The sequence below is a fragment of the Tenuifilum sp. 4138str genome (assembly GCF_041102575.1).
GTDB lineage: Bacteria > Bacteroidota > Bacteroidia > Bacteroidales > Tenuifilaceae > Tenuifilum > Tenuifilum osseticum.
In genome coordinates this window covers 31,388-45,813 of the sequence record NZ_JBGCUE010000002.1, presented here as the reverse complement: position 1 = coordinate 45,813, position 14,426 = coordinate 31,388, and the positions used below count along the sequence as shown (strand labels likewise).

At 42.3% G+C, this 14,426-nt stretch carries 12 protein-coding genes; 4 read left to right on the top strand and 8 right to left on the bottom strand.

Annotated elements, in window-relative coordinates:
* The first annotated feature begins 33 nt into the window (after positions 1-33).
* Together AB6811_RS02030 and AB6811_RS02025 are read left to right on the top strand one after the other, a co-directional pair.
* Positions 34-603, top strand: coding sequence for a hypothetical protein (locus AB6811_RS02030; protein WP_369488554.1), 570 nt, complete (start codon positions 34-36; stop codon positions 601-603).
* A gap of 103 nt (positions 604-706) precedes the next feature.
* Entirely contained in the window at positions 707-1,996 is a 1,290-nt protein-coding gene (locus AB6811_RS02025; RefSeq protein WP_369488552.1) for a hypothetical protein, read from the top strand.
* Between the two features lie 49 nt (positions 1,997-2,045).
* Here AB6811_RS02025 and AB6811_RS02020 read toward each other — a convergent pair whose 3' ends face one another.
* From AB6811_RS02020 to AB6811_RS01995, 6 genes are all read right to left on the bottom strand, one after another.
* On the bottom strand, positions 2,046-2,426 hold the full coding sequence (locus AB6811_RS02020; protein ID WP_369488550.1) for a DUF1987 domain-containing protein: 381 nt from the start codon (positions 2,424-2,426) through the stop codon (positions 2,046-2,048).
* A 128-nt stretch (positions 2,427-2,554) separates the two neighbouring features.
* Positions 2,555-3,445, bottom strand: coding sequence for a class I SAM-dependent methyltransferase (locus AB6811_RS02015; RefSeq protein ID WP_369488549.1), 891 nt, complete (start codon positions 3,443-3,445; stop codon positions 2,555-2,557).
* Between the two features lie 22 nt (positions 3,446-3,467).
* Positions 3,468-5,291 (bottom strand): peptidase U32 family protein, encoded by a 1,824-nt coding sequence (locus tag AB6811_RS02010; protein ID WP_369488547.1) that lies wholly within the window; start codon positions 5,289-5,291, stop codon positions 3,468-3,470.
* 3 nt (positions 5,292-5,294) lie between these two features.
* The gene (locus tag AB6811_RS02005) at positions 5,295-6,134 is read right to left on the bottom strand and encodes a Cof-type HAD-IIB family hydrolase (RefSeq protein WP_369488546.1); all 840 of its coding nucleotides are present in this window, start codon (positions 6,132-6,134) and stop codon (positions 5,295-5,297) included.
* 69 nt (positions 6,135-6,203) lie between these two features.
* Positions 6,204-7,172, bottom strand: coding sequence for a tetratricopeptide repeat protein (locus AB6811_RS02000; protein WP_369488544.1), 969 nt, complete (start codon positions 7,170-7,172; stop codon positions 6,204-6,206).
* Positions 7,173-7,259: 87 nt separating this feature from the next.
* Positions 7,260-7,703 carry a nucleoside deaminase gene (locus AB6811_RS01995; protein ID WP_369488542.1) on the bottom strand — a complete coding sequence of 148 codons (444 nt, stop codon included), beginning with the start codon at positions 7,701-7,703 and terminating at the stop codon, positions 7,260-7,262.
* An 84-nt stretch (positions 7,704-7,787) separates the two neighbouring features.
* Between AB6811_RS01995 and aspS the strand changes: the two genes are divergently transcribed.
* Positions 7,788-9,539, top strand: coding sequence for an aspartate--tRNA ligase (aspS, locus tag AB6811_RS01990; protein WP_369488541.1), 1,752 nt, complete (start codon positions 7,788-7,790; stop codon positions 9,537-9,539).
* 66 nt (positions 9,540-9,605) lie between these two features.
* Here the strand turns inward: aspS and AB6811_RS01985 are convergent, their stop codons facing one another.
* Both AB6811_RS01985 and AB6811_RS01980 read right to left on the bottom strand, forming a co-directional pair.
* The gene (locus tag AB6811_RS01985; protein WP_369488539.1) at positions 9,606-9,770 is read right to left on the bottom strand and encodes a hypothetical protein; all 165 of its coding nucleotides are present in this window, start codon (positions 9,768-9,770) and stop codon (positions 9,606-9,608) included.
* Between the two features lie 292 nt (positions 9,771-10,062).
* Positions 10,063-10,281 (bottom strand): hypothetical protein, encoded by a 219-nt coding sequence (locus AB6811_RS01980; RefSeq protein ID WP_369488538.1) that lies wholly within the window; start codon positions 10,279-10,281, stop codon positions 10,063-10,065.
* An 808-nt stretch (positions 10,282-11,089) separates the two neighbouring features.
* On the opposite strand from AB6811_RS01980, the gene mfd reads away from it, so the two are divergent.
* Positions 11,090-14,422, top strand: coding sequence for a transcription-repair coupling factor (gene mfd / locus AB6811_RS01975; protein ID WP_369488537.1), 3,333 nt, complete (start codon positions 11,090-11,092; stop codon positions 14,420-14,422).
* Positions 14,423-14,426 lie beyond the last annotated feature (4 nt).

Sequence of the window (14,426 nt, the reverse complement as noted above, 5' to 3'; positions counted from 1 at the left end):
TTAAGTTTAACCAAAAAAAGAATGACTATGAAAATGAGAAATTTATTAATGGTTGCCGGCATTTTTACCTTTGCTTTTATGCTGGCTAGTTGCGGTGGTTCAAAGAAAGCTGCAGACAACTCTTTAGGAAAGGAAGTTAATGTTCCTTGCAACGATGATGAATTCCACACCGACGCTAAGTACTTCCGTGGAACAGGTAACGGTATCAGCAGCGATTTGAGTACTGCCAAGAGCAAAGCTCGTATCGATGCACAAACCAACCTTTCACGTAGCATTAGCACTACCATGAAGGCTGTTGCTGACCGTTATGTAAACGAACGTCAGGTTGGCGATGCCATGGAGTTTGAGCAGAAGTTTGAGCAAATGACCCGTGAGGTTATCAACCAGGAGTTGAATAACGTTGAAGTGGTTTGTACCAAAACTTTCCAGAAAGAAGGTCGTTACCAAGTATTCAATGCTCTTCAGGTTCCAAAGGATCAGGTTCTAAACAACATTAAGGACCGTATTTCAAAGGATCAGAAACTACAGCTCGACTACGATAAGATGAAATTCGAGCAAGTATTCAACGAGGAAATGGAAAAGATGGCTAAGGAACGCCCATAATTTCCCTATTCATTTCATACAGCAGCCCCAACCATTGGGGTTGCTGTTTTTGTAAAATATTTATTACTTGCCAATCCCCTTTTGGGGTTAAAATAATGTGAGTATGAAAAAGATATTACTTCTTGCTTTATCCGTTGTGGGGGTTATAACCCTAACCTTTGCCCAGGATAAACTACTGGAGAAAAGCGGAAAGCAACCCAAATGGGTGAATGGTTTGGAAAAGGATTTCATCATTGTAACGGGTACAGGCCCTACCGCACAGGATGCCCAGCAGAACGCCCTTTCAAATGTTAAAGCCCAAATAGTATCGTCCGTGGCTGAGAACGTTAAAGCAAGTTCCGAGGTACGTAAGGAGGAGGCCAGCTTCAACAATAATGTTAATGCATTCCTTGAAAAGTTTGCCACCACTACAACTACCCAATCAGGTAAAGTACCTTTTCTGCAAGGGATTTCTATCTCCAAGGTTAGTGAGTTTTACTGGGAAAAACGTCAACGTGCCGACAAGTCGGTTTATTTCATATACCATATAAAATATCCTTTCCCGGAAACAGAGCTGAAAATGCTGGTGCTTGATTACAAGATGCGCGACCGTGAGCTAACCCGCCAGATGGAAGATTTGCTTGAGCAGGTTGATAAAGTAGAATCTATTGAACAGATTGAGAAAAACATTGCAGAGCTTGGCTCGCTTAAGGATTACTTTATGGATGGAAGGGTTGACCAGTGCAATCTTGGTATTACTCGGTACAAATCATTACTCAGCTCCATTGAACTTGTTGAACTGGAAAGCAACCTTGGCGAACTTAAGTACTACTTACGTTTGAATGGGCGAGCCATTTCCACGGCTAAGAAGCCCACAACCAAATCGGAATGTGCCAGAATTACTTCGGTTATCAACAATTCCGATAATGTGGTTATTAAATATAACTATGAGAATTGCTACGAGGATCCGGAGAATAACATTCTGGTAAAATACATGTTTGGGGGTGTAACCGTTCAAAAACCTTTCTATTTTGATGTTGCAGCCAATAAGGCATCAATTTTCTTATCGGACCCCATACATTTAAATGCCATTGCAAAGGATGATGCAACGGTTACCGGAATAATAGTTGATATGACCATTCGCTCCAAGTACGATTCTCCTTTTGTGGTTGAAAAGGTTGTGCTGGAATGGAAGGGTTTCCCCCCTGTAGTTATTGAGAATATTGGGCTGTCGTTCAAAGGGAAGGGCAATCATACCTTGAAAGTAAACTCTGACCAATCCCTTAAGATTGCTGAAACATCTTCGTCAGGTAAAACCCTATCGTTGCTCTCAGGTTATATCCACTACCGTGATGCCTCAGGCGAACTAAAGACTTACAGGATTTATAACCACAGCTACACCACTGATTGGTAATAGGTTGTTAGAATATTGTTCAATAAAAAAAGGCCTTTACGGCCTTTTTTTATTCCTTATATGATTCCAACTTGAAAGGTATCTTGATATGATTTGAGAGATCTTTCCCAGCATCTTTTATATCGATGTCATCCTCATTATACATCCAAACTATACTTATCTTGTGGCCATCCTGAGCAATTCTTTCAAATCGCTTCAGTACCTGAAAAAGCATTTTTGAGCTGGGGGTATTGTAGTAAATCATTTTAAATCGCACCACTGTTTCAGGATTTGGGCTCTTTGCATACTCTTCAATCCAAGTAATTATCGGTTCGAAAAATGATTTTGCATCCTCAGGTAAAGAGTTTCCCTTAAACTCAAAGACACCTGCATCCTTATCGAGAGTAATGGTTGGATATTGGCTGGTACCGTTAACCTTTAATGGTTCCATACAGCATTGGTTTTATAAATTTCAATAACTTCCCATAAAACAAATATACGGAAAATCAATGCAAAAGTAACATTATATTGATATATTTTACCTGTTTTATGGCAGGCTTTTTATTTTTGTTGATAAAATTATTTTAAAAACCGCAAAAACACACCCAGCGGTAATTTTCGTCCAGCTCTGTCAACTACATATAGCTCTCCTATTTCTGGTTTGTCAACTTTAAAAATGCTTTTAACCAGACTTTCGGCTATTATGGGCGAGTAGCCCATTGAGTAAAGGTTTAGTATCAGGAAGGAGTTTTTATGGGTTAATAGATTTTTGCAATTTTCCAGAAGCGGACATAGATTTGTCTCAAGTATCCATTTTTCACCTTCGGGGCCCCTACCATAGGCTGGAGGGTCAAGTATAATTCCATTGTAGGTTTTGGCGCGCCGTACCTCGCGCGCTACAAATTTTACGGCATCATCTACCATCCACCTAATTCCATCGAGCTTGCTAAGCTCCATATTCTCGCGCGACCAGGTAATGGTTTGCTTAACCGAATCGACATGGGTTACTTCGGCCCCAGCTGCTCTAGCAGCCAGCGATGCACCTCCAGTGTATGCAAACAGATTTAAAACCGATGGTTTTTCTGCTGATAGATGCTGAATGGTATCGTAAATAAAATCCCAGTTTGTTGCTTGTTCAGGGAATATGCCTACATGCTTGAACGATGTAAGGCCTAAACGGAACTTTAGCTTCATTTGTTTGTAGCTGTAACCAATTGTCCATTGCTCCTTACAGTTTCCCTTCTTATTCCACTCGCCCCATTCGTTATCGCTCTCGCGGTTACCCTTTTTCTTTACAAAGTATGCATTGGCTAAGCTATTCCATTCGGCTTGTGAAAGTGCTTTTCGCCAAATGGCTTGTGGCTCGGGACGAGCCAGAATTTGGCTGCCGAACCGTTCTAGCTTTTCGCCATCGCCGCTGTCGATTAACTCGTAATCAGGCCAGTTGCTGGGTGTTTCAAGTATAATCATCAATCTAATTTTTAAAAAACTTTTACTTATTGGGTTGAATCACCTTCATCACACAGTTCTTACAGTCAAAAACCAGAGGAAAAAGGTTATGGTCATTTTTGAGATAAAGTCGTCCGGTTGGTTTGGCGCCTTGCTTGCTTGGGCATAAGCCCAGCTCGTGTTTGATACAGTATCGGGTAACCATCAGCTCCACCTCGCCCTTGGGGCGCTTAACCTCAAATGCAGGTTCAATGCTTTGGGCTCCATGTTTTAGCAGGAAATTGGTGCTTGCCCTGTTGGCAACATTGGCTTTATACGTTAGGATTGGGTTAGGAACTGTGGCCGGGTTATTTGTATTATCTCTAAGGTTTTGTTTGTGTAACTCTATCCTTTTGGTGCGGAGCTGTAAGGTTAACTGCCTGCGAGCTGAGTTTATTATACTTGTGGGGATAAATGGAACTTCAGTAGAACATTCAATGTTAACCCTGTTAACATTGAAAATGGTGTCACCCGTTTTTCGAAGCTGGCTTTCAATTGTATCAAGATAATTTGGATTTTTGGCCTTGTCGAACCCATTAGGAATCTCAATGAGTGCGCTTACCCCATCTTCATCCTTAATGCTTAGCTTGATATTGTTGGCTGTAATAAATACATCTATATTGCATTCAACTTTACGCTCGGCGCTTTTACGATTAAGGGTCTGTTCCAGCTCAAAATCCTCGTTACGGTAAATAGTTGTTTCAATAGTTAGGTCAGTGGGCATCTGGTTAGGAAATACCTTATCGCCATCTACTTTATTGACCCTAAATCCCACAAGTTGATTTTGAGAGTTAAAAAAACACAATCCGTCGCCATTATGTATGGTTTCAGCTGAATTAATACAGAAGTAGTTCCGGTATATACGGACAACCATACCAATTCTTTTCCCTAATGATTTTGGGGTGTTTAATGATGCTTGGTTAGGTTTTCGACCATCAATAAAATGGGTGGTAAACCCGCGGTTAAAGGTTCGTTCAGGATCGGGGGGGAAGGTATAGGCACACTTTCCGCTCGAAGCTCTTTTGTATTGTTTGTTTAGGCCGATGAAGCTGTTTAGCAGTTTGCTGTAATGCGCAGTAATGTTTTTTACGTAGGCAATATCTTTAAGGCGGCCTTCAATCTTGAACGAGGTTATTCCTGCATCAATCAAATCGGCAAGGTAGCCGCTAAGGTTAAGATCCTTTAGCGATAGGAGGTGTTTGTTTTTAGCCAGTATGTTACCCATTTCGTCAACCAGATCGTAAGGTAAGCGGCAGGGTTGGGCACAAGCGCCTCTATTGGCGCTTCGTCCTGAAAGCGAGTAACTCATGTAACATTGTCCGCTATATGAAACGCACAACGCCCCATGTATAAAAAATTCAAACTCAGCTTTTGTTTTGCTGCGTAGGTTGGATATTTCATCAAGGGTTAATTCCCTTGGTAAAACAATCCTCGATACGCCATTTCTTTCTAGAAAGTTAATGTGATCAGCGTCAATGTTATGCATTTGGGTGCTGGCATGTATGGCAATAGGAGGAATATCCATAGCAAGAATGGCAAAATCCTGTATGATAATTGCATCGGCACCAGCATTGTATATTTGGTTGATGAGCTCCTGCACCTCTTTTAGCTCATTATCAAAAATGATAGTGTTAACGGTAACATAAACTCTGGCATGGTATGCATGGGCAAAATGGCAAAGTTCAGCGATGTCCTCAATGGGGTTTCCGGCTTTTTCGCGGGCACCGAACTTATGAGCAGCAATGTAAACGGCATCGGCACCGTGTGTAATGGCAGCAATGCCTGTTTCCAAATCCTTTGCGGGGGCAAGTAGCTCAAGTTCGGTCATAAGCTATGCAAATTTGAATATGGTTTCAAGGGTTCTGGCAACCCCATCGTCGATATTTGCCGGGGCAACCATTTTGGCTTTCTCCTTAACCTCTGCTGGCGAATTTCCCATTGCAACACCCAAGCTAACCGTTTGCAGCATTTCAGTATCGTTAAAGTTATCGCCAAATGCAATTGCCTGTTCAGGCTTATGTTTGAGATGGTTTAAAAGGATAAGGCATCCAGCTGCCTTATTGATGCTTGCAGGGGTTATTTCGATATAAGTATCCTTTGAACGGTAAATATTGATTTTACCAGTAAACTGGCTTACCAGATGGTTATGTAAAGCGTCGATTAGCATGCTCTCGCCCATCACCATTAGCTTGTGGATGTGCTGCTGTTCATTTTCCAGCTCGCTAATTTTATACTCCATGTTGGAGTAAATTGTTGCTTTTACCTTAGTGTTGTTCTCCTCGCGTAAACGCCATTCGTCGTTTTTTGATGCAAACCACTGGTTGTTGGAGTAAAGGCTGAAGTGCAAATCAAATTTATGGCAGATGCTGTAAACCGTTTTTGCAACACTGTAACCAATTGATGTTGAAAAGAGCTTGTTATTACCATTAATTCCATCTTCAATTGATTTCAGAATAAGGGCGCCGTTGTAACAAATTGCAGGGTTGTCCATTGGCACCTCTCTATACAGGTGAATCATGCCTGCTGGCATTCGTGCCGATACCATTACGAAAGGAATATTATGCTGTGTAAGTTTACGGATTTGAAAGATTGTAGCTGATGAAAGTTCGCGATTTTTGTTGAGAAGGGTTCCGTCAACATCGGAAAAAACTATTCGGAATTTATTTGACATCTTGATAGGTTTGAGTATCAATAAAAAAAGGGCTGCATTTGCAGCCCTCAAAGATAGTAAAAAGTTGTGTTACTGGCATTTTAGCTGTTGAATCTGGTAATCGGCATTGGGCTTGAATGTGCCAAATGCAGCATTCTTGTATGCAGCGCAAGCATCGCTGATTTTATTGAGCTTATGGTAGGCACCAGCAATTAGGAAATAAAGCTCAGCCTTATCCTCAGCGGTTCCTTTAACAAGTTCAAGAGCCTTGTTGCCGTACTCAATGGCATCGCTCCAACGCTCGAGCTTGCTGTAGTTGATGGTCATAAGGCGATAAATATCGTAATCGTCGCCATCGTACTTCAAGGCCATATCAAGTAGCTTAACCACATCGTTAAGTTTATTGGCATTACGGGCCTCATCGGCTTTTTTGAGGAAGTAAGCTTTCCCTTTAGTTTTAGCCTTTTCAACATTGGTGGCATCGTTTGCCTTGCCTCCCATATCAATGGTAAGGTCAAGGAACTCAACCATTTTTTCTTCGTTATTAAGACCCTCGTAAGCAAGGGCTGTGCCAAGGTATGGGTCGATAAAGTTGGGGTCGAGCTTAATGGCTTTGCCATAATTGGTTATGGCTTCCTCAAACTTGTTTTCCTTGAAAAGGTTATTGCCAAGAACATTGTATAGTTTTGGCATTGTTTTTTCAACGCGGCTTTTTACTGCACCATCGTTGTACTTTATAGCAGCTTCCTCTGCCTTTTCAAGGTTGTCGAGTGTGGCTTGCAAATCTTTAGCTTTGTATTTAGCCATTGCAGCCTGAAAGTAAATGGTAGGAATTAACTCCTCGCACTTTTGCTTGGTTTCAGCACCTTCCTCTCCCAGCTGTTCAGCAATTTGAAGTGCAGATTGAATATCCTTCAACGCTTTTTCAGGATCCTGCTTGTAAACGGTAGCGGCGTTGTTGTATGCCTGAATGGCATCGTTAATGCTTTGTCCGCTAACTGAAACGGCACCAATTGCAAAAATGCCCAGCAAAAAATGTTTCACAAATCTAACTCTCATAGGTATTGGTTTTAATTATGTTTTAAACTTTGTTAATGCCCTCAAAAATATCACATCAAATTAAAAAACAAAAATTAAGCCATAAAATTATCTTTTTCTGTTAAAAAATGTGCTAACAATTGATGAACATTCAAGGGCAAGCACTCCAGAAATAACTTTTGTTTTTGGGTGTAGCGTTTTACTTGCAATTATTGAGAATCCTCGTTTGGGGTCGGTTGCCCCGTAAACCAGTTCGCCAAGCTGTGCCCAGTACATTGCGCCAGCACACATGGGGCAGGGTTCAATGGTAACATAAAGGGTACATTGGTTTAGGTACTTACCGCCCAAATAGTTTGTGGCAGCAGTAATGGCTTGCATTTCGGCATGAGCAGTGGGGTCGCCGAGAGTTTCAGTTAGATTATGCGCTCTGGATATTATTCTATCGTTACAAACAATAACTGCCCCAATGGGCACCTCATCCTTAAGCAGGGCTTTTTGGGCTTCTTTAAGAGCCTCGCGCATGAAAAATTCGTGTTTTTTTGAGTTTTCCATTCAAGATTTTGCCCAAATATATCAAATATAGTTAAAGCATCGTTTTTTATTTTTACATTCGCAACCTGAAAATGTTATTTAGATATGTACAGATCACATACTTGCGGAGAGCTTAGAGTTGCTCATGTGGGCAGCAGCGTTACCCTGAGCGGATGGGTACAACGTATTCGTAACCTTGGTGCAATGACCTTTATTGACCTTAGGGATAGGTATGGAATTACCCAGGTTGTTATTGACGAAAGTTGTCCCAGCCCTGTTAAAGAGATGGTAAAGGAACTTGGTCGTGAATATGTTATTCAGATTTCGGGCGAGGTGGTGGAGCGCGCCAGCAAGAACAGTAAGTTGCCAACTGGCGATATTGAGGTTCGGGCTAACATGATTAAGGTGCTTAATGCCAGCGATATTCCTCCTTTCACCATTGAAGATGATACCGACGGTGGCGATGAGCTTAGAATGAAGTTCCGTTACCTCGATTTGCGTCGGAATCCGGTTAAGAATGCTCTTTTGCTTCGTCATAGAATGGCACAAGAGGTTCGTAAATACCTCGACATGCAAGGATTTATTGAGGTGGAAACGCCGTTCCTTATCAAATCTACACCTGAAGGGGCTCGTGACTTTGTAGTTCCATCACGTATTCATCCAGGGGAGTTCTACGCATTGCCTCAATCGCCCCAAACGTTTAAGCAGCTACTAATGGTAGCCGGTTTTGACAAGTATTTTCAGATTGTAAAGTGTTTTCGCGACGAAGATTTACGTGCCGACAGGCAGCCAGAGTTCACACAGATTGATTGCGAGATGTCGTTTGTGGAACGCGATGACGTTCTCAACACCTTTGAGGGGTTAATCAAACACCTTTTCGCAAATGTAAAGGGTATCAATTTTACTGAACCCTTCCAACGTATGCCTTACAGCTTGGCAATGGAAAAATATGGTTCCGATAAGCCCGACCTGCGCTTTGGGATGGAGTTTGTGGAGCTAAGCTCGATTGTTAAGGGTAAAGGGTTTAAGGTTTTTGACGATGCTGAGTATGTTGGTGCAATCTGTGCCAATGGGTGTGCAGGTTATACCCGTAAACAGCTCGATGAGCTTACAGAGTTTGTGAAACGTCCTCAGGTTGGCGCCAGCGGCCTTGTTTACATTCGCTTTGCCGACGATGGAATAAAATCGACAGTTGATAAGTTTTACTCACCCGACGATTTAATGGCAATAGCCAATGCCATGGGAGCCAAACAGGGCGACCTTATTCTAATTTTGGCTGGTCCAAAAAAGAAAACGCTCTCCGCTCTTTGTGAGTTAAGGCTTGAGATGGGCAATAGGCTTGGCCTAAGGTCAAAGGAAGTGTTTGTTCCCCTTTGGGTTGTTGATTTCCCACTACTGGAGTGGGACGACGAGGCACAGCGTTTCTTTGCCATGCACCATCCTTTCACATCGCCAAATCCAGAGGATATTCATCTGTTTAAAACAGATCCCGGAAGAATAAGGGCAAATGCTTACGACTTAGTTATTAATGGAGTTGAAATTGGTGGTGGTTCAATAAGAATCTTTGATAGGGAATTGCAGCAAGCTATGTTCGATGCGCTTGGCTTTACCAAGGAGGAGGCCGAGAAACAGTTTGGGTTCCTGCTTAATGCCTTTAGGTACGGCGCACCTCCGCACGGAGGTATTGCCTTTGGTTTCGATAGGCTTTGCTCGCTTTTTGGTGGCAGCGACTCTATTCGTGATTACATAGCATTCCCTAAAAACAATGCAGGCCGCGATGTGATGATCGATTCCCCTTCCACTATCAGCCAGCAACAGCTCGATGAGCTATCCATTCAGATAAAAAAGAACAACTAGAACCCTTCATAAATAAAAAACATCCGGTTATGACCGGATGTTTTTTATTTTTTCTGCAACAATTAATTACTCAGCTGCAGGTACAGTGTCGGTTTGAGCTTCAACAGTAGCATTGGTATCAACTTGCTCGATTTGTTCTTGAGCAGGCTGTTCTTCTTGCTTAGGAGCTGACTTACATGCAACCATTGAAAGCATTCCGGCAACCATTAGGAAAAATACAAACTTTTTCATGGTAATAAAGTTTTAGTTAGTTCAAGGCAAAACTAATAAAAAAAAATATCAAATCAAAAAAAAAAAATTAATTAATCGTCATTCAATGTCGTTTAGTTAAGGTTATTTGTCATGTTGAGCGCGCAAGTGAAACATTACGCTGTCGTTCTGAGTCCCGATTTAAAGGGATAGACTTCGCCGAAGCATCTCATTGCTCTTTTCTCTTCAATCCTTTGAAGAGATCCCTCGACTTTGTTGGGGATGACAAATGAAGTTGATCGTGTATAGTTGCTCGTTGTTCGTAAAACAATTGTCATGCTGAGCTAGTCGAAGCATCTCTTAGTTCCCTCAACTCTTCTTTAATGCGATTCCTCAACCAACACGGAGTGGCATACGCAGAGGCATAAAAGCCTGATCCGCTAATGGGTCGGGGGTGGAACGTGGCGTTGGGTTTAGTAAGCGATACCATATGAGCCACGCTGCAGGCGTGGAGAATAGTATAGCGTGGCAGTTCCACCCGCGGGGTACCCATCGGGTCGGGCTTTTCAGCCTTGATCTTCTTTGGTTCTTTCTTGCATCAAGATAAGAAAGAACATTTAAAAGGCTCTTTGCCATGCTTATCAGTTGCGATGCAACGCTTTCCTCTTGCTCTTTGGAAAATGTATTGCGTGCATCGCAAAATAATTTGAATACCTCAATGCCCTGGGTTAAAACCCAGGGCTAATTTGACTTGCCCTTTCAGGGCGGATAATGCACGCGTCTGGAGACGCGCTCTAATAGTTGGGGTTACAGATTTTACGCCCCTACGGGGCTGGAAGCGGTGTTCGTTGCTCGTAAATCGTTGTTCGTGAATATCACGTCACACGCTCTGTGAAACACTGTGTTACGCAGTGTAACTCTGTGATACTTGCTGTTGATCGATTCATTAGACGATTGTCATGCTGAGCTAAGTCGAAGCAACTCTTTCCCCTTTTACCCTTATATTAGATCCCTCGACTACGCTCGGGATGACAACATCATTGGTTCCCTCACTCACTTTGTCTTGTTGAGCGCAAGCGAAACATCTCATGGGGTCGGTTAGAGATCCTTCGCTCCCCGCTAGTGCGGGACAGGCCGCTCAGGATGACAGGCATGAATATTTTTGTTAACTAAACGACATTGAATCGTCATTAAAAATCATATTAGGGAATGTTATTCCTTTGCTATTGAGGTTGGTTAAGCGAAATACATCTTATAAAATAAGCGATTAAACAATTTAGTTCTCAGGCTGAGGGATTTGTTTTAGGATTATTACTTTACGGTTTGATTGGCACATTATATATCTTTGCAAAAATTTTACATTGCACAACATAGGAAATCTAGAATCAATATTACAAGGTTATTTCTCAGTATCGGAACAAAAATTCAAGTTCTCCGAGAGGGCTTGTTTTGTAAAGGGATTATCGGGTTCTTCCTTAAGTTTTATTGTTGCTGCACTACAGGGCTCCTCTGAAAAGCCTACTATTCTGGTTTTTAACGAGAAAGAGGAGGCCGCATATGCATTCTCCGATCTTTCCACATTGCTTGGAATGGATAAGGTATTCTTTTTTCCATCCTCGTACAAAAGGTCAATACAGTTCAATCAGATTCTTTCTGAGGCCATAATCCAACGCACCGATGTCTTGAACCTCTTGCGGCAAATGGGTGAGGGTGAAAACCAAAAAACGGTAATAGTAACCTATAGCGATGCGCTTTTTGAAAAAATCCCCCTTAGGAATATTCTGAAGGAGAATACTTTAACAATATCGAAAGGCGAAAGGATATCAACCAATTTCATTACTGAGGTTCTTTTTGAGTATGGTTTTGAACGAACCGATTTCGTTTATGAACCGGGTCAGTTTGCCATAAGAGGAAGCATTGTTGATGTTTTCTCGTACTCGTCGGCAATGCCTTACCGTATCGATTTTTTTGGTGATGAGGTTGAGTCCATACGAACCTTTGACGTGGAGGATCAGCTCTCACGCGACTTACATCAAACCATTTCAATAATTCCTAACCTACAGGAAAAGGAGCAAGCTGAAGGTGCTATCTTAACCGATGAGTTACCAGAGAATACAACGGTGTGGGTTAAGAACCCTGAGCTGGTGCTTGAAAGGATAAACCAGCTAAACGAGATAGCATTACAGATTGATTTTAAGGCTCAAGCGGGATATGCTTCTGGCAAGGAGTTTATTACCTCACTTCAGAACCATCGGATAGTTTACTTTGGTTTAAGGCCACCCTCAACGGTACGCCAAAACATTGAATTTTCAACCTCACCTCAGCCTGCATTCTCAAAAAACTTTGAGCTGCTGGCCGATGATATAGAGCAAAAAAATTTAAATGGTTACAGGGTTTATCTGCTGTCCGAGAATCAGGCTCAGCTCGATAGGCTCAACAACATTTTACATTCCATAAAGCCCGACCTGCACTTTGAGCTAATTAACGAGAGCATTGCGGAGGGTTTTGTTGACCACAGTTTGAGGATTTGCCTCTACACCGATCACCAAATCTTTGACCGTTACCATAAGTTCCGTTTAAAACACGAATTTACCCGTCGCGATGCGCTCACCATGCAGGAACTGGTAAACCTGCAACCGGGCGATTATGTGGTACACATCGATCATGGAATTGGAGTTTTTGGAGGTTTGGTAAAAACCGAGGTAAATGGAAGACTACAGGAGGCAATTCGGCTTATCTATCAGGATAACGACACATTGCTTGTAAACATTCATAATCTCCATAAAATATCCAAGTATCGCGGTAAGGATGCTGAACCACCAAAGGTTTACAAGCTAGGGTCGGGGGCTTGGCAAAAGTTGAAACAGCGCACCAAGAGCAAAATAAAGGATATTGCAAAGGACCTTATTGCGCTTTATGCCAAGCGAAAGGCTCAGAAGGGTTTTGCTTTCTCGCCCGATACCTACATGCAGCAGGAGCTTGAGGCCTCATTTATATACGAGGATACCCCTGACCAGCAGAAAGCAACCCAGGCCGTTAAGCTTGACATGGAGGACGAACGCCCAATGGATAGGCTTGTGTGTGGCGATGTTGGTTTTGGTAAAACCGAGGTGGCTATTAGAGCCGCATTCAAAGCAGTTGCCGATAGCAAGCAGGTGGCCGTACTGGTGCCAACTACCATACTAGCATTACAGCATTACAGAACCTTTACATCCAGACTCAATGGGTTTCCCTGCAATGTTGAGTTTATTAGCAGGATGAAATCTGCCGCCCAGCAGCGTGAAATTAGGCAACGATTAAAAGAAGGTAAAATTGATATACTTATTGGTACGCATTCCATACTTAAGGAAGCATCTAATTTTAAAGATTTAGGGTTACTTATTGTTGATGAGGAGCAAAAGTTTGGCGTAGCCGCAAAGGAAAAAATAAGGCAGTTCAAGCTGAATGTCGATACTTTAACCTTAACGGCAACACCTATTCCGCGAACTTTGCAATTCTCACTGTTGGGAGCCCGGGACCTGTCGATAATCAACACCCCCCCACCTAATAGGTATCCCATTCAAACCGAGTTGCATGTTTTTAACACAGCAATAATAAAGGAAGCAATTGAATATGAGGTTTCCAGGGGAGGGCAGGTGTTTTTTGTACATAACCGAGTTCAAAACATTGGTGAGGTGCAGATAATGCTGCACAAGATAGTACCCAAAATTAGAACTGCCGTTGCTCACGGCCAAATGGAGCCATCGAAGCTTGAAAGCATTATGCTCGATTTTATAAATGGCGATTACGATGTGCTTATCTCAACAGCTATCATTGAGTCAGGGCTCGATATTCCAAATGCTAACACCATTATAATAAATAATGCCCACATGTTTGGGCTAAGCGATTTGCATCAGCTACGCGGAAGGGTAGGCCGTTCAAACAAAAAGGCTTTTTGCTACCTGTTGGCCCCTCCGCTCGAATCGCTAACACCTGAAGCGAGGCGGAGGTTAAAAGCCATTGAGGAGTTCTCAGAGCTGGGAAGCGGTTTCAGCATTGCCATGCAGGATTTGGATATTAGAGGTGCTGGAAACCTACTTGGTGCTGAACAGAGCGGTTTTATCTCAGAAATTGGTTACGAAACCTACCAGCGAATACTCGATGAGGCAATTCAGGAGCTAAAGGAAACCGACTTTCGTGATCTATTTTCAACCCAACAGGCTGAAACTAGAACCGATAAATGGGTAGGTAGCAATACCGATTGTCAGGTTGAAACTGACCTTGAGGTTTTAATCCCCGATTACTACGTTTCAAATACTGCCGAGCGAATAAAACTCTACAGAGAACTTGATTCCATTAAAAACCCAAAGGAACTTGAAGTATTTACCAGCGAGCTTCGCGATAGGTTTGGCCCAATTCCCGATCCTGTTATTGAGTTGATGAGCATTGTGAGGTTACGATGGATAGCTGTAGAATTGGGAATAGAAAAGATTATTCTCAAAAACGGTAAAGCTCACGCCTACTTTATTACCAATCAGCTATCGCCGTTTTACAGAACATCTACCTTTGAACGAATCATTAACTATATTTTGCGTAACCCAGGAATTTTTTCCATGAAAGAGGGTAACGAAAAGCTCATTTTAACCATTAAGGACGTAAAAGGAGTAGGTAAGGCTATTGATATTCTACAACAAATGCTCGATAATGTCCGTTAGTAAT